The following is a 26,449-nucleotide window of genomic DNA, read 5'->3' on the forward strand; positions in this document are numbered from 1 at the left end:
GCGCGATGGACGAAACGCGCGCCGAAGCCGTTACGGTCATTCTAGGCATGCATATGCACAGAGACAAACCGTTTCTCCCGCAAGGCGGTTTGCCGCCGCTCCCGCCGGCCGTCAACCGCGCGGCGGCGCGGCCGCGACCACGTCGCCCGTCTCGCTCCATCCGCCGCCGAGCGACCGGTAGAGCGCCACGGCTGCCAGCGCGTGCGCGCGCTGCGCGTCGTTGAGCAGGTCCGCATCCTGAAGATAGGTCTGCTGCGCGCTCAGCACGTCGAGGAAATCGGTCGCGCCGCCCTTGTAGAGCTGGTTCGCCAGCGTGAGCGCCTGCCCCGACGCGGCGAGCGCGTCGGCGAGCCGCCGCGTCTCGCCGTCCGCGCTGACGAGGCTGCTGCGGTTGTCCTCGACGTCCTTCAGCGCTTCGAGCAGCGTCTGCCCGAGGCCAAGCTGCGATTCGCTCAGCCGGCTCTCGCTCGCGTCGATGTCCGCCGTGATGCGGCCCGCGCTGAAGATCGGGCTCGTCGCGTTGAGCGCGGCGCTGAACAGGTTGTCGGTCAGCGTCGGCAGCCCGAGATACGACGAGGCCAGCACGCCGTCGCTCAGGTTCAGCGAGAACTTTGGATAGCGCTCCGCGCGCGCGAGGCCGACCTGCGCCGCGCGCTGCTGCACCGTCGCGTAGGCCGCCAGCACGTCGGGCCGGCGCAGCAGCGCCGCCGAGGGCAGCATGCGCGGCACCGCGCCCGGCGCGGCCGGAATCGGCGCGGGCGCGGTCAGTTGCGCGAGCATCGGCGACTCGGGCGTGCGCCCCGTGTAGACCGCGATCAGGTTCAGTTGACGCTCGATCCCCGCCTCGGTCGGCGGAATCCGCGCCTGCAACTCGTCGAGCTGCGTCTGCGCGCGCGCCACGTCGAGTTTCGTGGAAAGGCCGTATTTCAGGCGCTGTTGCGTCAGTTGCAGCGCGCGTTCGCGGATGCCCACGTTGTCGCCCAGGATTTTCCGCTCGGCCTGGAACCAGCGCAGATCGACGTAGGCCGACGCCGTGTTCGCCGCGAGCGCGAGCCGCGCCTCGTCGAGCGCGTACCGCTCGCCGACAAGGCCCGCCTGGGCCGCGAGCAGGTCGAGCCGCGCGCCGCCGAACACGTCGGGCGTCCAGTTCAGCGAAGCGCCCGCCCCGGCCTCGCGCACGTAGCCGAGCGGCGGCGGCGCGTTTTCGCGCGTGTCGGCCGCCGTGGTGTCGAAGTCGAGTTCGGGCAGCAGCACGGCACGCTTCTCGCGCGCGAGAAACTCGGCCTGCTTCACGCGCTCGGTCGCCATCCGGAGGTCGAGGTTGCCCGCGAGCACGGTGGCGAGCAGCGCGTCGAGCGTCGGGTCGCCGAAGCGGGCCCACCATGCCTGCGCGTCGACGGCGTCTTGCGGCGCCTCGATGCGCCAGGCGGCGGGCGCCGTCGAGGCGACCGTCTCGTGCAAATCGGCGTGCCGGGCCGGCTGGAGTCCGCAGGCGGCGAGCGCGACGCTGGCCGCGAACGCGACGGCGAGGCGCCTCGCCGTTCGCAGGCGCCAAGCCGCGGCATCGGACGAATGAAGGAGGTTCGGGTTCATGGTCGATCTCAATGCGCGTCCGGCGGCGGCGCGCTCGTCGCGACGGGCCGGGAGAAAAGCGCGCTCGCGACGCCAACGACGAAGCACAGCGAGAGCACGAAAAAGGTATCGGAGAACGTCATGACGAGCGCCTCGCGCAACACGAGCGCATGCAGTTGCGCGAGGCCGGCCTCGCCGACGTTGAGCACGTCGCCGGCCGTGTCGCGCCAGTAGCGGGTCTGCCCCGCGAGCAGCGCCTCGACCTGGGGCTGCCCCGTCGTAATGCTTTCGTTGAGCCGCAGGTAATGGAAGTTGAGCCGGTCGTTGAGCATGGTCGAGCTGACCGCGATGCCGATGGCGCCGCCGAGGTTGCGCATCAGGTTGAAGAGGCCGCTCGCCGACTTGAGCCGCGCGGGCGGCAGCGAGCCGAGCGACATCGTGACGATGGGCGGCACCGCGAACTGCTGGCCGATGCCGCGCAGCGCCTGGGGCAGCAGCAGTTGCTGCCAGCCCCACTCGTGCGTGAGCGGCACGTACAGGTAGCAGCCGAGCCCGAAACAGACGAGCCCGAACAGCATCAGGAGGCGCAGGTCGACGAAGCGCGTCGCGAACGCGTACGTGACGAGCGCGATCAACTGGAACACGCCGACCGACAGCAGCGCGAGCCCGATCTGCAGCGAACTGAAGCCGCGCACCTCGGCGAGGAAAAGCGGCGTCAGGAACACCGACACGAAAATGCCGATGCCGGTCACGAACGAGAGCAGGCTGCCGATGCCGAAGTTGCGCACCCGCAGGGCGCGCAGATCGACGATGGGGTCGCGCGCGGTCAACGCGTGCACGACGAAGAGAAAGCCGCAGATAGCCGAGATCCACGTGCAGGTCAGGATCGCGTCGTCGCCGAACCAGTTCTTTCGCGGCCCCTCCTCGAGCACGTATTCGAGGCAGCCGAGAAAGCCGCTCATCAGCGCGATGCCGAGGTAGTCGCCGCGGCGCAACAGCGCGAGGTCGGGATCGTCGACGTGCACGTACTTCGGCACGAGCAGCGCCACGGCGATGCCGGGCACCACGTTCAGGTAGAACAGCCAGTGCCACGACCACTGGTCGGTAATCCAGCCGCCGACCACGGGTCCGACGGTCGGCGCGAGCGAGGCGAGCGCGCCGATGGTGGTCGCCGCAATCACGCGCTGCCGGCCCGGAAACAGCATGAAGGCGGTCGTGAACACGGTCGGGATCATCACCGCGCCGAGCGCGCCCTGCAACGCGCGAAAGACGATCATCGAGTCGATGTCCCAAGCGAGGCCGCAGAGCATACTCGTCAGCGTGAAGCCAACTGCCGAGGCGGCGAACAGCCAGCGCGTCGAGAACACCTTCGAGAGCCAACCCGACGTCGGGATGACGAGAATCTCGGCGATCAGATAAGCCGTCTGCACCCACGAGAGCTCGTCCTGACTCGCCGACAGGCCGCCGCCGATGTCGCGCAGCGACGAGGCGACGATCTGGATGTCGAGCGTCGCCATGAAAAAACCCAGGCACATCAGCGAAAACGCGAACACGCGCTGCGGCAGCGGCTGCGCGGCGGGGTCGAGCGGTCGGGCGGCGGTCATGTCGTGCGCCCCGCGCTCAGTGCGCCGCCGCGCGCGGCGCGGCGTCGTCCAGATGCACCTCGACCGTCGCCGAGAGGCCGGGGCGCAGCACGCCCTGCCGGTTGGGCGGCACATCGAGCCGGATGCGCACCGGCACGCGCTGCACGATCTTCGTGAAGTTGCCGGTGGCGTTCTCGGGCGGCAGCACGCTGAAGGTCGCGCCCGTCGCAGGCGCAAGGCTTTCGACGTAGCCGTGCAGCGTCCCGTTCGCCGCATCGAGCGTCACGTCGGCGCGCTCGCCCGCGTGCATCCGCTTTAGCTGGTCTTCCTTGAAATTGGCGTCGACCCAGAGGTCCGAGGCCGGCACCACGGTCAGGAGCGGTACGCCCGCGTCCGCGAGCATCCCGACCCGGGCGGTCCGGTTGCCGACGTAGCCGTCCACGGGCGAGCGGAGCGTTGTGTATTCGACGTTCAACTCGGCCAGCCGCCGCGCGGCCTCGGCCGTGGCCACGCGCGCCTTCGCGTCGGCAATCTGCGCACCGAGCACCTGAAGGTCGCGCTGCGCGGCCGTCACCGAGGCCGCGCTGCCTTGTACGGCAGCCTCGGCCTTCGCGTAGCTGGCGTCGGCCTGCTCGACGAGCTGGTCCGACACGGCCTCGTCCTTCACGAGCTGGCGGTAGCGCTGCTGGTCCAGCCGGCTGCGCGTCAGTTCCGCGGCAGCCGCGCGTTCCCCGGCCTGCTGCTGCGCGATGACGGCCGCCTGCAACGCGAGCCGCGCCTGTAGCTGCGCGAGGGCGGCGCGTGCGCCGTCTACCTCGGCGCCGGCCTGTGCGAGCCTCGCGTCGTAGTCGCGCGAATCGAGGCGGATCAGCACCTGGCCCGCCCGCACGAACTGGTTGTCGCGCACCGGGATCTGGGTCACGAAGCCGCTCACGCGCGGCGCCATGACCGTGACGTTGCCGCCCACGTAAGCATCGTCGGTCGCTTGAACGAAGCGCAGCACGAAGTACCAGTAGCCGGCCGCCGCGATCAGCACGACCGCGACGATCCCGAGCGCCAGCCCCATCCAGGACGCGCGCCTCGCCTGCATGCCCGTGACGGCGGGTTGCGGCGGGCCGCCGGCGGGAGTGGAAGGACTCGACATGATTTCACCTGTGTATATGCACTTTTAACGGTGCAGGAAAGTCTCTGAAACGGACGTGTCCAGATGCTACGGATTGGAAACGACGGCGCGCGTGACGCGGAACAGCTCGCGGCGCAGCCAGGCCGCGCGACGCGGGCCGAAGCGGCGCTCGAACTCGTCCTGAGCGGCCCGCCAGCAGACGAGCGCGCCTGCGAACCGCGCGCGGCCAGCGCCCGTCAGCTCTAGCTGCAAACGACGCGGACCGGCGCGCCGGCCCGGAATCGACACGTCGGCGACGAGACCGGCGCGCAGTAGCGGCCGCAGCGCGCGAATCAGCGTGGTGCGCTCCATCACCATGGCACGCGCCAGCTCGGCCATGGTCAGACTCTCGGCCCGGCCGAGCGCGCCGAGAATGCTGAACTGCGTCGGCGTCAGGCCCGCGGCCACGAGATGGCGTTCGTAAAGCTGCGACAAATGCCGGGCAGCCTGGCGAACGGCGAAGCAGTCGTCGTTCTCGGGCGCCTCGGCAAGGGGTCGGGAAGTCGCTTTTGTGTGCATATACACAGATTAATGGGAGATCGAACGCCGATCAACCGCCGCGGCACACATCAGATTCTGGACGCCGCGACAACAATCCGGTCTATCCGACCTAGCCGACCCATGCGGCGGCCGGCCTCAGGCCTGAACGGCCGGCAGGCCCTGCCCGGCCTCGCCGTAGAACGCCGTCGCGTGGTCGATGAACGCACGCACCTTCGCCGGCAGCAGCGTGCGCGTCGTATAGGCGAGCCGGATCTCGATCTCGCTGTCCACGATCTCGAAGTCGTCGAGTACCGCGACGAGCCGCCCCGAGGCGAGCGCATCTTCCACGAGTACCGCGGGCAGGATGCCGATGCCGAAGCCCTGCAGCACCATTTCGCGATTGAAGACGGGATTGTTCGAGACGACGTCGTGCCGGAACGGCACGATCCGTTCCTCGCCGTCGATCCGGAACGTCAGCGTCGGCTTGCGCAGCGACGGCGGCATCGAGACGAACAGATGGCCGGCCAGCTCGTCGGGATGGACGGGGCGGCCGTAGGCCTGCAGATACGCGGGCGCGGCGGCGAGCACGAGCGTAATGCGTTCGAGGAGCCGCGTCACCGTCGTGTCGTTGTTGAGCATGAACGGCAGCACGATGCCGAGATCGTAGCCGTCGGCGACGAGGTCGACGGGCCGCTCGGTCAGCGTCACGTCGAGGCGGACCTTCGGCTGCGCACGCTTGAAGCTCGAAATGAGCGGCACGAGCCGGCTCACGGTCGCCGTGGTGTGGGCGACGAGCCGCAGCACGCCGCCGGCCTCGCGCGTCTGGCCCGACGCGTCGGCCTCCAGCGCGTCGAGTTCGTCGAGCACGCGGCGGCAGCCTTCGTAGAAGCGCTCGGCCGTCTCCGTCAGCGAGAGCGAACGCGTCGTGCGGTGAAGGAGCCGGCTGCCGAGCCGCTTCTCGAGACGCGCGATCGCCCGCGACACGACCGGCGTGGTCAGCCCGTGCATGTCCGCCGCGCGCGTGAAGCTGCGGGCTTCGACGACCGAGCGGAAAATCCGCAGACTGTCGATGTAATCCATGGCCTCGTCTTATGCGATGTCGGTGGTCGGGGCGGCCGATGAACGGCGGAATCGGACGCGGGCGCGCCGCTTTCGGATCACGAAGCCGGCGCCTCTCCGGTTCCGAACACCTCGGCGCCGAAGCGCCGCCCCTCCTCGCTCAGGCACGCGGTGCCCCGGCCTTCCTCGTCGATCGTCACGACGGCGATCCCGCTGTCGACGAGCGCCGTGAGCTGCCGGCGCAGCGCGCTCATCGGCACGCCGGACTGCTTCGAAAGCTTCGCGAGCGACCACGGGCGCTCCGGCGTTTCCTGCTGCGCGCGCCAGAGCTGCGCGAGCACCGCGACCAGCACCGGATCGACTTCTTCGTTCATCTGCTTCTCCCTGGGTTCCTGCCGCGCGGCCCGCCGCGGGCCGCGCTCATGCCATCGACGCCACCAGCTCGCCGAGCGTCCTCAACGCCGCCTCGGTCTGCGCCGTCCACGGGTAACTGTAATTGAGCCGGATGAAATGATGGAAGTGGTTGTGCGTCGAGAACATGTAGCCTGGGCCGATCGTGATGCCCCGCGCGAGCGCCGCCCGGTATAGCTGCATGGAGTCGATGCGCGCGGGCAGCTCGACCCAGAGCACGTAGCCGCCCTGCGGCGACGAGATGCGCGTGCCGGCCGGAAAGAAGCGCTGCACCATCGCGCTCATGAGCCGCGCCTGCTGCCGGTAGAACCGGCGCACGCGCCGCAGGTGGCGGTCGTAGCCGTCGTGGCGCAGGTAGTCGGCGAGCGCGACCTGGGGCACCGAGGGCGTCGTGAGCGTGTTGAGGAACTTGAGCTTTTCCACCTGCATCCGGTAGCGCCCCGGCATGGCCCAGCCGATCCGGTAGGACGCGCTCAGGCTCTTGGAGAACGACGAGCAGTGCAGCACGAGCCCGCGCGCGTCGAACTGCTTGAGCGTGGAGGGCCGCGCGGCGCCGTAGTAGAGCTCCTGGTAGACGTCGTTCTCGATCGCCGGGATGTCGTGCGCCGCGAGCAGCTCGACGAGCTGCTGCTTGCGCGCGTCGGGCATCTGGAAGCCGAGCGGATTCTGGAAGTTCGGCATGACCATGCAGGCGGCGATCCGCTGCCGGGCGATGATGCGCGCCAGCTCCTCGATGTCGATGCCCTGGGTCGGATGCGTCGGCACCTCGATGGCGCGCATGCCGAGCCGCTCGATGGCGTGCAGCATCGCGTAGTAGGTCGGCGACTCCACCGCCACCGTATCGCCGGGCCGTGCGACGGCCTGCAGGCTCAGGTTGATCGCCTCGGTCGCGCCGACGGTGACGACGATCTCCTCCGGGTCCACCGGCGTGCCGCTCTCGGTGTAGCGGCGCGCGATCTGGCGGATCAGTTCGGGGTTGCCGGGCGGCAGGTCGTCGATCAGGTTCCAGCTCGCGTGGCGCCTCGCGATGGCGTTCGCGTACTGGTTGATGCGCCGCCACGGAAAGAGCGCCGGGTCCGGATAGGGCGAGCCGAGCGGCACCGCGTCGTGCGCCCCGATGTTGCGCAGCGTGGAAAGTACGAGCCGGCTCACGTCCACGGGCGCCGCCACGGCGGGCTTTTGCTGCGTCTCGTCCGCATGGTCGGCGCCGGCCCCGGCCGCGTTCGCGCGCTCGCGCACGAAGTAGCCCGACTGCGGCCGGCTCTCGATCACGCCGCGGCTCTCCAGCAGCGCGTAGGCGTGCAGGACCGTCTTGATGCTCACGTCGTATTGCTGGCTTGCCCGGCGCACCGACAGCACGCGCTCGCCGACACCGAACACGCCGCGCCGGACGGCGGCCTCGATCTGGTCGGCAAGTTGTTCGTAACGTTTCACGGGTCTCCAGCGCGAGGCATAAATGGGGAGCAAGTGTCTTAGTCTAAGACAAAAAGGCGAACTGTATCCCTCTGTTTTGTTGTTCTCTGTGATCTCGAATAAGCCGGGAACACAGTAAGCTTAGCTAATTCTGCAGACTGCCCTTATTCCGGGCTCCCCATCCATCATGAAAAAACCCCAGGCGCGCATCGAACCCTACACGCATCCGGCCGCAGGTTGGGGAGCGCTCAAGTACGTCGCGATCAACCTCATCAAGGAAAAGGTCGCGGGCACCAACTACCGCACGCTGTTCAAGCAGAATCAGCCCGACGGCTTCGATTGCCCCGGCTGCGCCTGGCCCGACCGCGAGCACGCCTCGACCTTCGAGTTCTGCGAGAACGGCGTGAAGGCCGTCGCGGCCGAAGCCACCAGCAAGCGCGTGACGCCCGCGTTCTTCGAGCAGTACACCGTCGCCGAGCTGATGGAACAGTCCGACTACGAGCTCGAGCAGCACGGCCGCCTGACCGACCCGATGGTCTACGACGCCGCGCGCGACCGTTACGTGCCGATCGAATGGGACGACGCATTCGCGCTGATCGCGCGGCACCTCAAGGCGCTCGACGACCCGAACCGCGCCAGCTTCTACACGTCGGGCCGCGCGAGCAACGAGGCCGCGTATCTGTACCAGTTGTTCGTGCGGCTGTACGGCACGAACAACTTCCCCGACTGCTCGAACATGTGCCACGAGGCGACGAGCCGCGGGCTGCCCGGCACGGTCGGCATCGGCAAGGGCACGGTCACGCTCGAGGACTTCGAGCACGCCGACACGCTGCTCATCTTCGGCCAGAACCCGGCGACCAACCACCCGCGCATGCTCGGCGAGCTGCGCGAGTGCGCGAAGCGCGGCGCCACCATCGTCTCGATCAACCCGCTCAAGGAGCGCGGCCTCGAGCGCTTCGCGAGCCCGCAGCATCCCGTGGAAATGCTCACGCTCGGCAGCACGCAGATCAGCTCGGTGTTCATCCGGCCGACCATCGGCGGCGACTTCGCGCTCATCAAGGGCGTGGCCAAGCGCGTGCTCGAACTCGACGACGAAGCGCAGGCGAAGGGCGCCGAACGCGTGCTCGACGTCGACTTCATCGCGGAGCACACGACCGGCCTCGAGGCGTTCGCCGCCGACCTGCGCGCCGAAAGCTGGGACACCCTCGTCGCCGAAGCCGGCGTGCCGAAGGAAGACGTGCTTAAGCTCGCGGACATCTACGTGAAGGGCAAGCGCGTCATCTGCACCTGGGGCATGGGCCTCACGCAGCACAAGAACTCGGTCGCGATCATCCAGATGCTCTCGAACCTGATGATGATGCGCGGCAACATCGGCCGGCTCGGCGCGGGCCTGTGCCCCGTGCGCGGCCACTCGAACGTGCAGGGCGACCGCACGGTCGGCATCGAGGAACGGCCGACCAAAGCGTTCCTCGACCGGCTCAGCAAGGTCTACGACTTCGAGCCGCCGCGCGGGCACGGCCTCGACGTCGTGAACACCATCCAGTCGATGATCGACGGCCACGTGAAGGTGTTCATCGGCCTGGGCGGCAACTTCGCGATCGCGACGCCCGACACGCCGCGCACCTGGGAGGCGATGCGCGCATGCGAGCTGACCGTGCACATCACGACCAAGCTCAACCGCAGCCATCTCGTGCACGGCCGCGACGCGCTGATCCTGCCGACGCTCGGCCGCACCGAAATCGACCTGCAGAACGGCGTGCCCCAGGGCGTGAGCGTCGAGGACTCGATGAGCATGGTCCACATCTCCTACGGGATGACCCGGCCGGCCTCGCAGAACCTGCTCTCGGAAATCGCCATCGTCGCCCGCATGGCGCACGCGACGCTCGGCAGCGCGAAGGTGGACTGGCTCAGGCTGGCCGGCAACTACGCGCTGATCCGCGACGAGATCGAGAAGGTGTTCGACGGCTTTCAGAACTACAACGAGCGGCTCAAGCATCCGGGCGGCTTCCACCTCGGCGTCGCCTCGCGCGACCGAGTCTGGAAGACGCCGAGCGGCAAGGCGCAGTTCGTCGTCCATGCGGTCGCGCTCGACACGCCGCTGCACCGGGCCCGCGCGAAGCACGGCGAGCGCCTCATGACGCTGATGACAACGCGCTCGCACGACCAGTACAACACGACGATCTACGCGCTCGACGACCGCTATCGCGGCGTGTTCGGCCAGCGCCGCGTGCTGTTCGCGAACCGTAAGGACATCGAGCGGCTCGGCTTCTCGGTCGGCCAGCGCGTGGACATCACGAGCGTCTGGGAAGACGGCATCGAGCGGCGCGCCGACAGCTTCCTGCTCGTCGAGTACGACATCCCACCCGGCTGCCTCGGCGCCTACTATCCGGAAACGAACCCGCTCGTGCCGCTCTCGTCGACGGCCGACGGCGCCGGCACCCCCACCTCGAAGTCGATCCCGGTGCTGCTCAGCGCTTCGGCCGAAACCCGGGCCGAAGCGGCCTGACCCGACACGGCGAACCATGCAATCGGCATGGTTCGCCGCTACATTGGCAAACGTTTGTTGTTTGTCACTGGCGCTATTGCGCGCGGAGCCTCCACTCCGCGCGCCTTTTTTCGGGTCCGCGAGGCACGTCCGACCGGCGCCCGGCCTGCATTCGACCTGCATCCCGCTCCGCATTTCGACCTATCCTCTATAAAGCTCGCCGCTCCTGCGGCCGATACCCTGTAAGGAGCGCCGTCTCCGCAGTCCGGCCCGCCGCGTTTTCGCGGCCGCGTGGCCGCCGGCGGCCCCTCTACGCATCACCGCAATAAAGCAGAGTGCAGCCCGCCGTCGCCGCGGCCCGCCAGCCGGGTCCGCGACATGACAGGACAGGAATGGCGCGTCGCGCCGCATGCCCGCCGCACGAGGCCGCGCATCGCTTTCGCGTGCGCCGGCCGCGCGGCGTCGCACGCCCGGCGCCCGACACGACAACGAGGCCGGGGACAGACCATGACACCGATGAAAGCGGACTCGCGCCGGCCGGGCGCGCGACGCGCGCGCGACACGCTCGTCGTGCTCGTTCCGCTCTGGCTCGTCGCCGTCGCGACGACGGTGCTCGCCTCGCTGAGCATCGCGGCGATGGCGATCCTGCCCGCCTGGGCCGCCGGCGAAAGTAGCTGGTCGAAAGCGCAAAAGGACGCCGTGCACGCGCTCGAACGCTACGCCCACGACGGCGACGAGCGCGATTACCAGACGTTCCTGCTGCGCCTCGCCGTACCGCTCTCGGACCGGGCCGCGCGGCTCGAGATGAATAGCGCGCAGCCGGACTTCGACCGCACGGCCCGCGCCCTCGTGGCCGGCGAGATTTCGCCCGACGACGTCTCCAGCCTGATCTGGTCCTACCGCCTTCTCGGGCATACGCGCTGGCTGGGCCCGACCGTCGGCTTCTGGGAGCTCGGCGACCAGTACGTCCTGCGGCTCGTCGACATCGGCGCCCGGCTGCACGCGCTCGCCGGCGAGTCCCACCTCGACAGCCCCGAAGCGGCCGACCTCGTCGCCACGGTGCGCGACATCGACCGCCAGCTCGCGCTCGTCGAGAACGGCTTTTCCGCCTCGCTCGGAACGATCGCGCATCAGACCCGCGATGCGCTGACGCTCGCCCTCGCCCTGTCCTCGCTGCTGATGCTCACCGGCGTCACGCGCTTCATTCGCCGCGCGCTCGCGCGCAGCGAACGCCTCGCCGCCGAGGTGCGCCGCAACGAGGAACGACTGCGGCTCGGCTTCGAGGGCATCAACGCGGGGCTCTGGGACTGGGACGTCGAGCGCAACACCTGCTATTTCTCGCACTGGATCTACGAGCAGCTCGGCTACGACAACGACGACGGCGCCCCGTTCGACACGCCCGACGCGCTGATCCAGCTCGTCCATGCCGAGGACCTCGCGCGCGTGCGCCTCGCGCTGCGCGGCCACCTCGCGCGACGCACGCCCTACGACGTCGAATTCCGGCTGCGCACGCTGATGGGCGGCTACCGCTGGTGCCGCGCCCGCGGCCGCGCCCTGCGCGACGCGCAGGGCGTGCCGGTGCGCATGGTCGGCTGCCTCTTCGACATTTCCGAGCTGAAGACCGCCGAGGCCAACGCCCATACGGAAAAGGAGCTGGCCGAGGTCACGCTCGCCTCGATCGGCGATGCCGTGATCCGCATCGACCGGGCCGGTCGCGTGACCTACTGCAACTCGATCGCCGAGACCATGCTCGGCCGCCCGACCGGCGAGATCCTGAACCAGCCGTTCGACGCGATCTGCGACCTGCGCGACGAAGCCGGCGCGAAGTACCCGGCGCCGCTCGTCGAGCGGCTCTGGGAGCGGCAGAACCGCGCCGACGGCGAGCCCGTCGCCGACCTCTACGTGACGCGCCCGGACGGCGCGCGCGTCGCCGTGGACTGCTCGGTATCGACGATGCACGACCCCGACGGCCAGGCCATCGGCACGGTCGCGGTGCTCTACGACGTGAGCGCGCTGCGCGAGCACGCGGCGCGACTCGCCTGGCAGGCGAGCCACGACGAACTGACTGACCTCTACAATCGCCGCGAATTCGAGCGCCAGCTCGCGGTGCTGCTCGAGGAAGGCGCGAAGACCCAGGCGGCCCACGCGGTCATGTTCCTCGACCTCGACCAGCTCAAGGTCGTCAACGACACCTGCGGGCACTCCACCGGCGACGAGCTGATCCGCCAGGTCTGCATGGCGTTGCGCAACGCGCTGCGCAGCGGCGACATCATCGCGCGGCTCGGCGGCGACGAATTCGGCGTGGTGCTGCCGCATTGCCCGGAAAAGGAGGCGCAACGGATCGCGGAGACGCTGCGCGAGGCGATTTCGCGCATCCGCTTCACGTGGGCGGGCCGCATCGTGCAGACGAGCGTGAGCATCGGCCTCGTCGGCAACGCGACCGTGCTGGCCTCGCTCAAGGAGGTGATGAAGGCCGTCGACGTCGCCTGCTACATGGCGAAGGAAAAAGGCCGCAACCGCGTGCACCGCTACCGGCACGACGACCGCGAGACGTCGACCACGCACACGCAGATGGCCTGGGTGGCCGACATCAAGGCCGCCATCGAGAACGACCATCTGTGCCTGTACGGGCAAAAGATCGTGCCGCTCGCCGGCCGGATCGACGCGGACGACGATCCGGCCGGCGAGGACGGCGAAGGCGCGCACGTCGAGCTGTTGCTGCGTATGCGCACGGCCTCGGGCGTAGTGGTGCAGCCCGCGTCGTTCATCGCCGCCGCCGAGCGCTACAACCTGATGCCCGAGATCGACCGCTGGGTCATCGCCAACGCGTTCTCGATGATCGCCGCCGGCACGCACCGCTTCAGCACCTGGTCGATCAACCTCTCGGGCGCGTCGCTCGGCGACGAGTCGCTGGCCGACTACATCGAGGAGCAGCGCCGCATCAGGAACATTCCGTTCGAAAAAGTCTGCTTCGAGATCACGGAGACGGCGGCCATCATCAACCTCCAGCGCGCCGTCGCGCTGATCGAGCGCCTGCGCGCCCAGGGCTGCCGCTTCTCGCTCGACGATTTCGGCGTCGGCATGTCGTCGTTCAATTACCTGAAACACCTCGACGTCGACTACCTGAAGATCGACGGCAGCTTCATCCGCGGCATCGTCGACAGCCCGCTCGACCAGGCCATCGTGCGCGCGATCAACGAGATCGCCCACGCGGCCGGCAAGGAAACCATCGCGGAGTTCGTCGAGAACGAAGCGATCATCCGCACGATCGTCGACATCGGCGTGGACTTCGCCCAGGGCTACGGCGTCGGCATGCCGACGCCGCTCGCGCCGGCTGCGCTCGGCCTCGCGTGAGGCGCGCGGCCGAGCCCGACCGCCTCCGGACCGCGACCGCTCAGGCCGGCACCACCGCCGTCGCGCTCAACTCCGCGCGCAACGTGCGCGCCGCCTGCACCATGTTGCGCAGCGCCGCCTCGGTTTCCGGCCAGTCGCGCGTCTTCAGCCCGCAATCGGGGTTCACCCACAGCCGCCCGGCCGGAATCACGGCGCACGCGCGCTCGAGCAGCGCGCGCATCGACTCGACCGACGGCACGCGCGGCGAGTGCACGTCGTACACGCCCGGCCCGATCGCATTCGGATAGGCGAACGCGCCGAAGCCGTCGAGCAGCGCCATCGCCGAACGCGACGTCTCGATCGTGATGACGTCGGCGTCGAGCGCGGCGATCGAGTCGAGAATGTCGTTGAACAACGAATAGCACATGTGCGTGTGGATCTGCGTGGCGTCCGACACGCCCGAGGCCGCGATCCGGAACGCGCGCGTCGCCCACGCGAAATAGCCGTCCCGGTCGGCTCGGCGCAGCGGCAGTCCTTCGCGGAACGCCGGTTCGTCGATCTGGATGAGCCGGATGCCCGCCTTCTCGAGGTCGATCACCTCGTCGCGGATGGCGAGCGCCAGTTGCAGCGCCGTGGCCGCGCGCGGCTGGTCGTCCCGCGCGAACGACCATTGCAGCATCGTCACCGGACCCGTGAGCATGCCCTTGACGGGCCGTTGCGTCAGCGACTGCGCGTGACGCAGCGTATCCACGGTCATCGGCTCGGGCCGGTAGACGTCGCCGTAAATGATGGGCGGCTTCACGCAGCGCGAGCCGTAGCTCTGCACCCAGCCGTTCGCGGTGATCGCGCAACCCCAGAGCTGCTCGCCGAAAAACTCGACCATGTCGTTGCGCTCGGCTTCGCCGTGCACGAGCACGTCGAGCCCCAGCGCTTCCTGGCAGCGCACGGTTCGCTCCGTCTCGGCGCGCATGCGCTCCAGATAGTCGAGCGCGCTCAGCGCGCCGCGCCGATGCGCGGCGCGCGCCTCGCGAATCGCGCGCGTCTGCGGAAACGAGCCGATCGTCGTGGTCGGCAACAGCGGCAACGCCAGCGCCTGTTGCTGCACGCGGCTGCGCTCCGCATAGGCGCTGCCGCGCCGCGCCATCGCATCGTCGACGGCGGCCACGCGCCGCTGCACGAGCGCATTGACGACCGCCTCCGAGCGGCGCCGGCGTTCGAGCGCGACGCCGGCCGCATCGAGTTTCGCGGCGACCGCGAACTCGTCGTGCAGGGCGAGCGCGATCGTGCCGATCTCGTCGAGCTTCTCGGTCGCGAACGCGAGCCACGACTTCAGCTCGCCGTCGAGCTTCGTTTCCGCGTCGAGCGAAACGGGCACGTGCGCGAGCGAGCACGACGCGCTAATCCAGAGCCGCTCGCCGCGCGCCTCGTGCAGCGGCCGCAGCGTTTCGGCGATCCGGCGCAGATCGGCCCGCCAGACGTTGCGGCCGTCGATCGCGCCCGCCGACAACACCCGGTTGGCCGGCCAGACCGCGTGCCACGCGTCGAGTTGCTCCGGCGCGCGCGCGAGGTCGAGGTGCACGCCGTGAACGGGCAGCGCGGCCACGCGCGCGGCGCGCGCGGCGGTCGACCCGAAGCCCGTGCCGAGCAGCACGTTCACGCCGCACCGGCCGAGCACGTCGTAGGCCGCATCGAACGCGTCGAGCCAGGCGTCGTCGAGATCGACGCACAGCGCCGGCTCCTCGAGCTGAACCCATTCGATGCCGCGCCGCCTCAGCGCCTCGAGCACGCGCGCATAGCGCACGGAAAGCCGCGCGAGCAGCGAAAGACGGTCGAACCCGGCGACATGGCTCTTCGAGAGCCAGAGGTAGGTCACCGGCCCGATCAGCACGGGCTTCACGTTCGCGCCGGTCGCGAGCGCCTCGTCCACCTGGTCGAAGAACCCGTCCACGCCGCTATCGAACGTGACGTGCGGCCCCAGCTCCGGCACGAGGTAGTGGTAGTTCGTGTCGAACCACTTCGTCAGCTCCATTGCCGGCTGGGAGGCGTTGCCGCGCGCCAGCTCGTAGTACCCGGCGAGCGTCAGCGCGCCCGGGTCGAAACCGAAACGCTGCGGCAGCGCGCCGAGCAGCGCGCTCAGATCGAGCATCGGATCGTACCAGGCGAAGTCGCCCACCGCGACGAAGTCGAGCCCCGCGTCGCGCTGCTGTTGCCAATGGCGCGCGCGCAATGCGCGGCCGACGTCGCGCAGATGCGTTTCGTCGGCCTCGCCGCGCCAGAACGCCTCCTGGGCGAACTTGAGTTCGCGCTGCAGGCCGATGCGCGGAAAACCGGAAATGTGAGTGCGTGCCATGAAAGCCTCTTCGTTCGTCGTCGTTCGAATGGGCGCCCATTGTCGAAGTCGGGGTATCATTCATCAAGCGATATGTTTTCACCGTTGTATGAGTCATATTCATATCCCGATTCGGGAACCCATCCATTCGCCGGCCGCCCTCCCGCCATGCTCGAGCTTCGCCACCTGCGCTCGCTGATCGCCATCGCCGATTCGGGCAAGCTCGTCGCCGCCGCCGCGCGCGTCAACCTGAGCCAGTCCGCGCTTTCGCACCAGATACGCGACGTCGAGGCCCACTACGAGGTCTCGCTGTTCGAGCGCACGCGGCAGGGGTTGCGCTTCACGACGGCCGGCGAGCGCCTGCTCGAACTCGCGCGCGAAACGCTCGCGGCCGTCGCCCGCGCCGAACGCGACCTCGTCCGCCTGAAGGGCGACGCGCGCGGCGAGCTGCGCATCGTGCTCGAATGCCATACCTGCTTCGACTGGCTGATGCCCGTGATGGACGAGTTCCGGCGGCGCTGGCCCGAGGTCGAGGTCGATCTCGTCGCCGGCTTCCATGCGGACCCGATGCGGCTCCTCGGCGAAAGCAAGGCCGACGTGGTGATCGGCTCGAAGCCGGCCGCGCGCCGCGGGCTGCACGTCGCGCCGCTGTTTCGCTTCGAGATCCAGGTCGTGATGGCCAACGAGCACCGGCTGCGCAACAAGCGCCGCGTCGGTCCCGACGATCTGCGCGGCGAAACGCTCATCACCTACCCCGTGCCCGAAGCGCGCATCGATCTGATCCGCGAAGTGCTCGAGCCGGCCGGCATCCGGCTCGAGCGGCGCACGGCCGAATTGACCATCGCGATCATGCAGCTCGTCGCAAGCCGGCGCGGCATCGCCGCGCTGCCGAACTGGGGCGTGAAGAACTACGTCGATCACGATTACGTGCTGGCCAAACGCGTCGGCGCGAAAGGCCTGTGGAGCGAGCTGTACGCCGTCGCGCCGGGCAGCGCGGCCCAGCGCCCCTACTTCGGGGACTTCGTGCGGATCGTGCGCGATACCTGCGCCGCGCAACTGGACGGCATCGAGCTGCTGGGGCCGTCGGCATGACGGAAACGTCACCGAAGCACATGGAGAAAAGAGCATGAAGAAGATATTGATCGTCGGCATCGGCGCGGGCGACCCCGACTACCTGACCGTCCAGGCCATCGCCGCGCTGAACCGGACCGACGTGTTCTTCGTGATGGACAAGGGCCCCGCGAAGGACAAGCTGATCGCGCTACGCAAGCTCATCTGCGAGCGCTTCATCGAGCCGGGCCGCGCGTATCGCATCGTCGAGGCGGCGAGCCCCGAGCGCCGGCGCGACGACGGCGAGACCCGCGACTACGAGGCCGCCGTCGACGACCTGAACCGCGACAAGCAGCGCGTGTTCGAGCAGTTGATCGGCGAGGCGCTGCCCGACGGACAATGCGGCGCGTTTCTCGTCTGGGGCGACCCCGCGCTCTACGACAGCACGATCCGCATCGTCGAAACCCTCGCCGCACAGGGACGGCATGCGTTCGACTACGAGGTGATCCCCGGCATCAGCAGCGTGCAGGCCCTCGCGGCGCGGCACCGCGTGCCGCTGAACTTCATCGGCCGCGCCGTCGAGATCACGACCGGACGCCGGCTCGCGGCCGGCTTTCCCGAGAACGTCGACAGCGTCGTGGTCATGCTCGACGCGCACAACACTTACCGGCAGCTCGCCGGTCAGGATCTCGACATCTACTGGGGCGCCTACGTCGGCACGCCCGACGAAATCCTGGTCGCCGGCCGGCTCGACGACGTGATGGACGAGATCGAACGCGTCCGCGCCGAGGCGCGCCGCAAACACGGCTGGATCATGGACACCTACCTGCTGCGCCGGCGCGGCGTGAAGGATTGAGGCTGCCGCCCGAACGCTGTCTTTCGCGCCCGCGCGCATTCGGGTTCGCGCAAACGTTCGCGCGCAGACTGAACCGCGTCGATCGGATGGATCAGCATGGATGCCGTGCGGACGGGACGCCGCTGCGCGACGCGAATCGTCCGCGCGAAGGTGAGGCGATACGGGAGCAAACGACCGGCAAACCCGCCTGCACCGTTACAGGGCGTACAAAAAAACGCGGTGGGCAAATAACTCGCGTTACACTGCTTTGCGGGCCGGACCGGCGAAGCCTCGCGGAAAACCTGCGTCATGCGCCTGCCGCGCGACAGTCAAAAGACGCCGCGCCGCCAGGCCCGTACAATGATCGACCAATCAAGCAAGAGGGCAACACCAATGCGCACGACCGGGTCTTCGGGAACCATGACCCTGCTCACCGAACACGACGACGCAACCGGGCGCGAACTGCGTTCGTTGCGGCTCGAATCGACGGCGGACGGCAAAAGCATCCTGCTGATCGAAATCGACGAGCGCAAACCGGGCATCCACCGCGAAGTGCGATACGAAATCACGCCGGCGGAATTGATCGCGGCCATTCGCGCCCAGGGAGCCGAGCTGCCGGGGGAGTCGCATAGCCGCTGAACGCGGCGGTGGGGCGCATGCCCCACTCATTCTCATCCGACCCTCACGTAGCGGCCGGGCAATCGTCAGACGCAAGCAAGGCGCGCCGCGCGAACCGGCCATGATTCGCGCGGCCGTCATCGAAATGCGTCCATAATCGCTGCGTCACCCAGCCCATTCCACCGGTTCGAACGACGCCAGCCAGTCCATGCTCCATGATCTCGTCGCGCGATACGGGCCCGCGTTCGTATTCGTGAATGTCCTTGCAGGATCGTTGGGACTGCCCGTGCCCGCCATGCCCGCGCTCGTGCTGTTCGGCGCCATGGCCGCGATGCATCCGGGATCGGTCGGCCAGCAGGTCGCGCCAGCGCTCGCGCTGTCGGTTCTCGCGACGCTGATCGGCGACAGCGCCTGGTTCGTCGCCGGCCGCCTCTACGGCGGCAACACGCTGAAAACACTCTGCCGGCTCTCGTTCTCGCGCGATACCTGCGTGAGGAAAACCGAACGCTTCTTCGGCCGCTGGGGCGTGCGCGTGCTCGCCGTCTCGAAGTTCGTGCCGGGCCTGTCGATCGTCTCCGTGCCGATGGCCGGCGCGATGGGCACCCGGTATCGCGAGTTTCTCGGCTACGACGCCGTGGGCGCGATGCTCTGGTCGGCGACGGGTCTCGTGGCCGGCATGCTGTTCGCGCCTCAGCTCAGCGTGCTGTTGAACGGCGCGAGCCGCCTCGGCCGCCTCGCGGCCGTCGTGGCGGCCGTGCTCTTCGCGTTCTATGCGGCCTGGCGCTGGCAGCGCCGGCGCCAGTTGCTCCGCAAGCTTGCGCATGCGCGCATCGGCGTCGAGGAGCTGTACCTCGCCATGCAGGACGAAGCGCCGCCCGTCGTGTTCGACATCCGCTCGGACGAGAAACGCAAGCTCGACCCCTACGTCATTCCGGGCGTGCAATTCGCCGACGAACGCCGGTTCGACGAGATCGTGGCGCAGTATCCGCCCGACCGGAAGATCGTGATCTACTGCTCGTGCCCGAACGAAGTTTCGGCGGCAGGGATGGCGCAACAACTGAAAAAGGCCGGATTCACCGACGTGCTGCCGCTGCTCGGCGGCATCGACGCGTGGCGCGACGCCGGGCACAGCCTCGAGCCGCTCGTCGCGGCGCCGGTGAGCGAACTCCCGGCAAGCCTGGCGGCAGACGGCGCCAGGGCCGCCTGACCGTCATCGCCCGTCAACGCCCTCATACGCCGCCCAGGAAACGCTTCCAATTCCGTCGGCAGCAGCCTGGTCAGCGATCCAGCTTGACGCGCAATTCGCGCGCGGTTTCGAGCAGCCCGTCGTAACCGGAACGGGCATGCTCGGGCAAGTCGGGGTCGCCGACCAGCGCGCCCAGCGTTTCGATGAGACTGTAGAGCAGGCCCTTCGCGGCACCCGCCGCGATGCGGCCCGACTGCACGCCTTCGTCCACGTGCGTAAGCGCCGCATTCAGGTGCTCCAGTTCGGGCCGGTCGTCGGACTTCGGCGTATCGCCCCCGGTGCGCGCATCGCGCTTTTGCGTATCGTCGCGGGTCATGATGAATGGACTCTCCCTCGTCAGGCAAAGCGAAAAATCTTTCGTTACCGTTATATACCGATCGCGTACGACCGTCCACGGAAGGGTCGGCCACGCCCCGAAAACCCTCACCTTTGCCGTATTCGCCGGCACGCGGCGATTCGATCCGGCGGCGGCGCCCCCTACCTCGCGCGACACGAATAGGCCTATTTTTAAGGGATAAAATGTGAATTCCCGTCGGTTTTCGAAGCCATCGTTCGCAGCGTTCCGGTGACGTCCGAGGCGCTCCGCGCCCGACTCCCGAAAAGCCTCACCTTGAGCCCTCCGCATTCCGCGCCTTGCGAAACGAAACACAATTTTCGAAACGAAACATGCCGCCCAAAGCGTCCGGACGGTTCGTCATTCCAGCGCTCTTTATCGGCGCAACCTGCGCGTGACCCGCGCCACGCCTGGCCCGGTTTCGGCAACCTCCCGTAAAGCCTCACCTCTGGGGCGCGCCGCGGACCCTGCCGGGAACTCGCCGCAAATCGCGGCGTCGGCTTGACGCTGCCGTCGCCGCGCTCCAGACTGAATGCCCCCGACGATCCAGCCGCAGACGCCGATGAACGCTCCCATCCCCTTCGTTCCCGACCGCTTCCACGAAGCCGCGCCGCATTATCTGAGCGGCCGCCCCGCCTATTCTCCCGCGCTGATCCGCCGGGTCGCGCAGATGCGCGGCCTCGACGGAACGCAGCGGCTGCTCGATCTCGGCTGCGGACCGGGGCAACTGTCGCTCGCGTTCGCGAGCTCGGTCGCGAACGCCGTCGCGATCGACCCCGAGCCGGCCATGCTCGCCATCGCGGCCGGACTCGGCATCGGGCTCGCGCCGAACATCGAATACCGGCAGGGCAGTTCGTACGACCTGTCCGGCGAGTTGGGGCGCTTCCATCTCACGGTCATCGGGCGCGCCTTTCACTGGATGGATCGCGCGGACGCGATCGCGCGGCTCGATGCGCTGACCGTCGACGGCGGCGCGATCGCGCTCTTCCAGACCTCGCAGCTCGACGATCCGCTGCATCCGTGGGCCGCGCAATATCGCACGCTGCTCCGGGAATATGCGAACGACTCGCCGGCCGCCCAGCTACGCAAATCGGCCGACTGGGAAAGCCACGACGACGTGCTCGCCCGCTCGACCTTCAGCGCGGTGGAACGCGTGTCGGTCGTCGAGCGCCGGCGCGTTCACGCGACGCAACTGAGAGCGCGTCCGCAGTCGATGTCGAGCCTCTCGCGCGAGCGGCTCGGCGACAAGCTCGACGCGCTGCTCGCCGGCGTCGACGCCCTCGTCGCCGAACACGCGCACGACGGCTGGCTCGTCGAGCGCGTCGAATCGACGGCCACCCTCGCGACGCGGCCGCTGCCCGCCGCGTCCATTTCCGGCGCAGGCGCGCTCGCGCGTGCCTGATTCTCCGGCCTGCAATCCCGAGAAAAGGCCCGCACCCGTTTGCGGTATCGTGTCGGACATGTCATTCAGGAAATCGTCATGACTCGTGCCGACGCCTATGCCGCCACCGCGCCGGACCGCCGGACTGTCGACGCGTTCGCGGGCAGCACGGTGCTCGAATTCGGCACCGACTGGTGCGGCTACTGCCGCGGCGCGCAGCCGCTCGTGGCCGAAGCGTTCGGGCGCCATCCGGACGTGCGCCATCTGAAGATCGAGGACGGTCCGGGCCGCGCGCTCGGCCGCTCGTATCGCGTGAAGCTGTGGCCGACGCTCGTCTTCCTGCGCGACGGCGCCGAAGTAGCTCGCGTCGTGCGTCCCACGCAGGCGGCCGAACTCGACGACGCCTTCGCCGCGCTCGGCAAACCGGCCGGACTCCCGTAGGTCCTCACCTCCGGATCGAACGCGGAACGCGTGCCCGGCGCCATGAAGCACGATGGCGCGAAGCCGGTCCGTCCGTGCCGGTCCGCAGGCGCGGACCCGCGCGCCGACGCCTCGCCTCCGCGCTCCATGCGCATCAACACACTACGACACACGACGGAGAAACCACCTTGAACACGCATTACCGCAATATCGCCGTGGTCGGCGGCGGCGCGATCGGCGGGCTCATTGCTGCGCGACTCGCGCGCGCCGGCGCGACAGTCGGCGTGCTCGCGCGCGGCGCGCAACTCGACGCGATCCGCCGCAACGGACTGACCGTGATCGACGGCGACACGCGCGAGACCGTTGCGCTCGAAGCCACCGACCGCGCGTCCGAACTCGGCGTGCAGGATCTGCTCATCGTCTGCCTCAAGGGCCAGGCGCTGACCGCGGCCGCCGCGTCGCTCGCCCCGCTCGTCGGCCCGCGCACGCATATCGTGTCGGCGATGAACGGCGTGCCGTGGTGGTTCCTGCACGACTTCGGCGGCCGGCACGCGAACGGCCGGCTCGAATCGGTCGATCCCGGCGGCGTCGTCTCTTCCGCGCTGCCGCCCGCGCAAGCCTTCGGCTGCGTCGTGCATCTGTCCTCGTCGATCGCCGCGCCCGGCGTCGCGCGCAAGGGCAACGGCAACCGGCTGATCGTCGGCAGCGCGAGCGCCGGCGAAACGGCGCACGCGCAGGCCATCGCCGCGATGCTCGCGCAGGCGGATTTCGACGCCACGCCGTCGGACCAGATTCGCGCCGACATCTGGATGAAACTCTGGGGCAACATGACGATCAATCCGATCAGCGCGCTGACCCGCTCCACGGCCGACGTGATCCTCGACGATCCGCTGAGCGCCGCGCTCGTCAGGTCCGTCATGGAGGAAGCGCGCGCCGTCGGCAGACAATTCGGCCTCGACACGACGATGACGTTCGAAGAACGCAACGCCATCACGCGCAAGCTGGGCGCGTTCAGGACGTCGATGCTGCAGGACGTCGAAGCGGGCCGTTCGCTGGAAGTCGAGGCCTTGCTCGGCGCCCCTTACGAACTCGCACAACGCACGGGCGTCGATGCGCCGTCGCTCGGCATGCTGTACGGACTCGCCCGGCAGCTCGACGCGAATCTGGAAGCCGCGCGCCGCCGGGCCGCTCACGCCTGAGGCCAGCGCCGCCGCCCGCCTGCGCGCCGGTCCCGTATTGCCCGAATCGCCCGAATCGCTCACATCGCCGAACTGGCCAGGCGTCGGGCATTGAATTTGCTGCGGCCGTTCCCGGTCATATTTTTTCCGATGTTGCATTCACGCCCCATGCCAAGGACGCCGATTTCTTTTTTCATCCCGCGATCGCTGCGCGCATTTCTCGCGCTGCTGTTTCTCTCGATACCGGTCGCCACGCTCGCGGCCCCGCCCATGCGGGCGTTCGCGTATACGACGACGGTGCCCATCCGTGCCGCCGGTCCGGCCGTCTCCGCCAATTCCGTCAGCGCGGCCGGTTTCGCGAGCCCGATCGCCATCGTCAATCCGGCCGCGCCGGTCGCCCTGACGCCCGCCGAAGCGCATTCCGCGCTCCAGGTGCTCGAAGACCCCGTGCAGCGCGCGCGCGTCGAAGACACGCTGCGCGCCATCGCGGCAGCCGGCGCGCTGGCGACGCCGCCCGCGGCGCCCTCCGCACCCGCCCCTGCGTCCGCTCCGGCCGGCGCGAGTACCGGCGCCAGCGCGGCAGCCGCGTCGAGCGCCGCTTCCGCGCCGCTCGACGACGCGCTGCGCAGCAACGGACTCGTCCTGCAGGTCTCGACCCACGTGGCCCACGCGATGCAGGCGCTCACCGCGCGCCTGCTCCATTCGCGCAAGGCGCTGTTCGACCTGCCCTCCGCGCGCGCGTGGTGGAGCGACAAGCTGCACACGCCTCAAGGCCACGCGCTGCTGTTCGGCCTCGTGCGCATCCTGCTGCTCACGTTCATTCCGGCGCTGCTGATCGAAGCGTTGCTGAAGCGGTTCGTCAAACGGCCCTACCACGCGGTCGCGGCACATGCGGCCACGCTCGCGAAAAACGGCGCGGGCAACGATGGGACGCATGACGACGCGCACGCCGCGAACGGCATCGACGACACGCAACCCGACGGCGATACGGCGGGGACAGCGAGTACGGCGGACGCCGAAGACGACGCTCACTCGCATCACTGGAAGCGGCTGCAACGGCTGCCGGCCGCGATCTTCGTCGCGCTGCTGAACCTGCTGCCGATCCTCGCGTTCGGCCTGTGCGCGGCGGCCGTCCTGTCGTGGTGCGAACCGGACGCCCCGACGCCCGCGCACGCGGTGGGCGCGCTCGTCGACACTTACGTGACCTGCCGCGTCGTGCTGGCGCTCTCCGCCCTGCTCTTCGCGCCGCACGCCAGCTCGCTGCGGATGCTGCCGCTCTCCAACACCTGGGCCGTCTTCGCCCAGCGCTGGGCGACGTGGATCGTGATCGTCGGCGGCCTCGGCGGCGCGCTCAACGCCGCGACCCAGCTCGGCCTGACCGAGGACGCGCATCTCGTGCTCGTCAAGATCATCGCGCTCGTCGGCCACCTCATGCTCGCGGCGGCGATCCTGCAATGCCGCCGTCCCGTCGCGGCCACCATTCGCCGCACGGCGGCGAGGCGCCATTCGCTGACCTACCTGAGCCACTGGTTCGCCGACATCTGGGCCGGCGCCGCCGTGTTCGTCGTGATGGCGCTATGGCTCGTCTGGGCCTTCGACGTGCGCGGCGGCTATCGCGAGCTGGTGCGCTCGGGCGGCCTCTCGCTCGTCGTGCTGCTGGGCGCGCGGCTCGTCGCGATCGTCGCGCTCGGCGCGCTCGGCCGTATCTTCAATCCGAACGGCGACGACGCCCACATGAGCATCGCGCGGCAGCGTGCCGGGCGCTATTACCCGATGCTCAGGCGGCTCTCGACGCTCTTCGTCGGTCTCGTCACGCTCGACGTCCTGCTGCAAGTGTGGGACATCCACGTCACACATCTGTTCGTGAGCCCGCCGGTCGAGCGGCTGCTCGGCTCGGCGGTGGCGACGATCGTGATCGCTCTCGTGGTGGCCGTCGTGATCTGGGAATCGGCCAACGTGATCGCCGAACGCCGGCTCGACGCGTGGACGCAGACTGGCGACTACGTGCGCGCCGCGCGGCTGCGCACGCTGCTGCCGATGCTGCGCACGTCGCTGCTGGTCGCGATTCTCGTCATCGTCGGCCTCACCGCGCTCAGCCAGCTCGGCATCAATACCGCGCCGCTCGTGGCCGGCGCGAGCATCTTCGGCGTCGCGCTCGGCTTCGGCTCGCAAAAGCTCGTGCAGGACTTCATCACGGGCATTTTCCTGCTGACCGAAAACGCGATGCAGGTCGGCGACTCGGTGACGGTGGCCGGCGTGTCGGGCACCGTCGAGTTCCTGTCGATCCGCACCGTGCGGCTGCGTGGCGGCGACGGCTCGCTGTACACGGTGCCGTTCAGCTCCGTCACGACGGTCAACAACTCGAATCGGGGCATCGGCAACGCGGCGGTGAAGGTCGTCGTCGCCTACGGCGCCGACGTGGCGCGCGCCATCGAGACATTGCACGACATCGGCCGCGAGCTGCGCGCGGCCGATGCTTTCAAGAACGGCATTCTCGGCGACTTCTCGTACTGGGGCGTGGACGAAGTAGACGGATCGGGCGTGACACTCGTCGGCCAGATTCAATGTACCGACGGCACGCGCTGGTCCGTGCAGCGCGAATTCAACCGCCGCGTGCTCGACCGATTCGCGGAGCGCGGCATCGAGCTGGCGAATCCGCAGCGCAGCGTGCTCGTCGAACCCCACGCGATAGCCGCGCAGAGAGCGCCGGACGACCCGCAGGGCGGAATGCAGGGCAATTCGCGTAGCGAGAAGCCGGCGAACTGAAGCCGGCGCCGACCCGCAACAAGCGCCATCGACGCATGGCGCACGCGGGTCCGGTTCACGCCTTCCGTCTCCTGAAAAAGCTCACCTCGATGCGCCGCGGCGCATCAGGACGGCAGGCCGGCGAGCCGGACTTTCCCATCCAATCAACGGCCTACGTTCAGCACTCGCCCATCGCAAGACAGGCTACGAGAAACTCCCGAAAAAGCTCACCCTTGCAGGCCCGAACGCGCGCTCAGCTTTCGACGTCGGCCAGACTGAAGATTTCGGTCTGGTCGTTGTACGAGAAGATCTCGCCATAACGACCCCAGTCGATCACCGTGTCGAGCGTTTCCTCGGCGGTAATGTCCGAGAGGAAATCTTCCAGCTCCTGCTCGAAGCGCACGCGCGGCGCGCGATGGCCCGGCCGCTCATTGAGCACCGCCCGGATGCGCGCCGCCAGCGGCACGTGCTTCAGCAGGTGCTCCGCGAACATCATCTTCCGCTCGTGCGTGCCGAACTCCGCGAACACCCGCGCCGGCGGCGTCAGGAACACGTCCCCCTCCCGCACGTCCGCAAACCCCAGGTGCTGCAGCATCTCCGCGATCGGAAACAGGTCGTCCACCTCCAGGTGCAGCGACCTCGCAATCTCCGGCATGTCCGCCCGACCGTGGTACGGCGCCGCCGCCAGCGTCTCGATCAGCCCCGCCATCAGGTTCGTCGACACCCGCGGCAGCCGGCTGCCCAGCTCCAGCTCCTTGCGCGTGGCCTCGCCGGTCTGGCGCGCGGTCATCTGCGCATAGATGTCGTCCACCAGC

21 protein-coding genes are annotated in these 26,449 nt (G+C 68.8%); 10 read left to right on the forward strand and 11 right to left on the reverse strand.

Going from position 1 to position 26,449, the window contains the following annotated elements; genetic code table 11:
• Positions 1–111: 111 nt before the first annotated feature.
• The 7 genes from CY652_RS18850 to CY652_RS18880 all read right to left on the reverse strand — a co-directional run bounded on the left by CY652_RS18850 (position 112) and on the right by CY652_RS18880 (position 7,701).
• Positions 112–1,593: an efflux transporter outer membrane subunit gene (locus CY652_RS18850; RefSeq protein ID WP_102132239.1), complete on the reverse strand. Its 1,482-nt coding sequence runs from the start codon at positions 1,591–1,593 to the stop codon at positions 112–114.
• A gap of 8 nt (positions 1,594–1,601) precedes the next feature.
• Positions 1,602–3,176 (reverse strand): DHA2 family efflux MFS transporter permease subunit, encoded by a 1,575-nt coding sequence (locus tag CY652_RS18855; protein WP_102132240.1) that lies wholly within the window; start codon positions 3,174–3,176, stop codon positions 1,602–1,604.
• A 16-nt stretch (positions 3,177–3,192) separates the two neighbouring features.
• Entirely contained in the window at positions 3,193–4,299 is a 1,107-nt protein-coding gene (locus tag CY652_RS18860) for an HlyD family secretion protein (protein ID WP_102132241.1), read from the reverse strand.
• A gap of 66 nt (positions 4,300–4,365) precedes the next feature.
• Positions 4,366–4,836 (reverse strand): MarR family winged helix-turn-helix transcriptional regulator, encoded by a 471-nt coding sequence (locus CY652_RS18865; protein ID WP_102132242.1) that lies wholly within the window; start codon positions 4,834–4,836, stop codon positions 4,366–4,368.
• A 117-nt stretch (positions 4,837–4,953) separates the two neighbouring features.
• Entirely contained in the window at positions 4,954–5,877 is a 924-nt protein-coding gene (locus CY652_RS18870) for a LysR family transcriptional regulator (RefSeq protein WP_102132243.1), read from the reverse strand.
• Between the two features lie 77 nt (positions 5,878–5,954).
• The gene (locus CY652_RS18875; RefSeq protein ID WP_102132244.1) at positions 5,955–6,230 is read right to left on the reverse strand and encodes a helix-turn-helix domain-containing protein; all 276 of its coding nucleotides are present in this window, start codon (positions 6,228–6,230) and stop codon (positions 5,955–5,957) included.
• Positions 6,231–6,276: 46 nt separating this feature from the next.
• A complete protein-coding gene (locus tag CY652_RS18880) occupies positions 6,277–7,701 on the reverse strand; it encodes an aminotransferase-like domain-containing protein (protein ID WP_102132245.1) in 1,425 nt (474 codons plus the stop codon).
• A 166-nt stretch (positions 7,702–7,867) separates the two neighbouring features.
• On the opposite strand from CY652_RS18880, the gene CY652_RS18885 reads away from it, so the two are divergent.
• Both CY652_RS18885 and CY652_RS18890 read left to right on the forward strand, forming a co-directional pair.
• Positions 7,868–10,186, forward strand: coding sequence for an FdhF/YdeP family oxidoreductase (locus CY652_RS18885; RefSeq protein WP_102132246.1), 2,319 nt, complete (start codon positions 7,868–7,870; stop codon positions 10,184–10,186).
• Positions 10,187–10,672: 486 nt separating this feature from the next.
• Entirely contained in the window at positions 10,673–13,519 is a 2,847-nt protein-coding gene (locus tag CY652_RS18890) for an EAL domain-containing protein (protein WP_180970663.1), read from the forward strand.
• A 40-nt stretch (positions 13,520–13,559) separates the two neighbouring features.
• On the opposite strand, the gene metE is transcribed toward CY652_RS18890, so the two are convergent.
• Complete coding sequence (metE, locus tag CY652_RS18895) at positions 13,560–15,848, reverse strand: 5-methyltetrahydropteroyltriglutamate--homocysteine S-methyltransferase (protein ID WP_102132248.1); 2,289 nt, start codon at positions 15,846–15,848, stop codon at positions 13,560–13,562.
• A gap of 147 nt (positions 15,849–15,995) precedes the next feature.
• Here metE and CY652_RS18900 point away from each other — a divergent pair, with 147 nt between their 5' ends.
• The 4 genes from CY652_RS18900 (at position 15,996) to CY652_RS18915 (ending at position 19,537) form a co-directional block, all read left to right on the forward strand.
• Entirely contained in the window at positions 15,996–16,919 is a 924-nt protein-coding gene (locus CY652_RS18900) for a LysR family transcriptional regulator (RefSeq protein WP_102132249.1), read from the forward strand.
• 34 nt (positions 16,920–16,953) lie between these two features.
• A complete protein-coding gene (cobF, locus tag CY652_RS18905; RefSeq protein ID WP_102132250.1) occupies positions 16,954–17,733 on the forward strand; it encodes a precorrin-6A synthase (deacetylating) in 780 nt (259 codons plus the stop codon).
• A gap of 372 nt (positions 17,734–18,105) precedes the next feature.
• The gene (locus CY652_RS18910; protein WP_102132251.1) at positions 18,106–18,351 is read left to right on the forward strand and encodes a hypothetical protein; all 246 of its coding nucleotides are present in this window, start codon (positions 18,106–18,108) and stop codon (positions 18,349–18,351) included.
• Positions 18,352–18,538: 187 nt separating this feature from the next.
• On the forward strand, positions 18,539–19,537 hold the full coding sequence (locus CY652_RS18915) for a DedA family protein/thiosulfate sulfurtransferase GlpE (protein WP_102132252.1): 999 nt from the start codon (positions 18,539–18,541) through the stop codon (positions 19,535–19,537).
• Between the two features lie 70 nt (positions 19,538–19,607).
• Here the strand turns inward: CY652_RS18915 and CY652_RS18920 are convergent, their stop codons facing one another.
• Positions 19,608–19,892: a hypothetical protein gene (locus CY652_RS18920; protein ID WP_102132253.1), complete on the reverse strand. Its 285-nt coding sequence runs from the start codon at positions 19,890–19,892 to the stop codon at positions 19,608–19,610.
• A 580-nt stretch (positions 19,893–20,472) separates the two neighbouring features.
• Between CY652_RS18920 and CY652_RS18925 the strand changes: the two genes are divergently transcribed.
• From CY652_RS18925 to CY652_RS18935, 3 genes are all read left to right on the forward strand, one after another.
• Positions 20,473–21,312: a class I SAM-dependent methyltransferase gene (locus tag CY652_RS18925; protein WP_102132264.1), complete on the forward strand. Its 840-nt coding sequence runs from the start codon at positions 20,473–20,475 to the stop codon at positions 21,310–21,312.
• 78 nt (positions 21,313–21,390) lie between these two features.
• Positions 21,391–21,732 (forward strand): thioredoxin family protein, encoded by a 342-nt coding sequence (locus CY652_RS18930; RefSeq protein WP_102132254.1) that lies wholly within the window; start codon positions 21,391–21,393, stop codon positions 21,730–21,732.
• 167 nt (positions 21,733–21,899) lie between these two features.
• Complete coding sequence (locus tag CY652_RS18935; RefSeq protein WP_102132255.1) at positions 21,900–22,910, forward strand: 2-dehydropantoate 2-reductase; 1,011 nt, start codon at positions 21,900–21,902, stop codon at positions 22,908–22,910.
• A gap of 59 nt (positions 22,911–22,969) precedes the next feature.
• Here CY652_RS18935 and CY652_RS24165 read toward each other — a convergent pair whose 3' ends face one another.
• Positions 22,970–23,194: a hypothetical protein gene (locus CY652_RS24165; RefSeq protein WP_146010147.1), complete on the reverse strand. Its 225-nt coding sequence runs from the start codon at positions 23,192–23,194 to the stop codon at positions 22,970–22,972.
• Between CY652_RS24165 and CY652_RS18940 the strand changes: the two genes are divergently transcribed.
• Positions 23,187–25,655, forward strand: a complete 2,469-nt coding sequence (locus tag CY652_RS18940) for a mechanosensitive ion channel family protein (protein ID WP_146010148.1) — start codon at positions 23,187–23,189, stop codon at positions 25,653–25,655. The two genes, CY652_RS24165 and CY652_RS18940, sit on opposite strands and share 8 nt — an antisense overlap.
• Positions 25,656–25,887: 232 nt before the next feature.
• Here the strand turns inward: CY652_RS18940 and CY652_RS18945 are convergent.
• The coding region (locus tag CY652_RS18945) for an AAA-associated domain-containing protein (RefSeq protein WP_180970665.1) at positions 25,888–26,449 on the reverse strand (562 nt) is incomplete at its 5' end.

The sequence above is a fragment of the Burkholderia sp. WAC0059 genome, from assembly GCF_002870125.1.
In the GTDB taxonomy this organism is placed as follows: domain Bacteria; phylum Pseudomonadota; class Gammaproteobacteria; order Burkholderiales; family Burkholderiaceae; genus Paraburkholderia.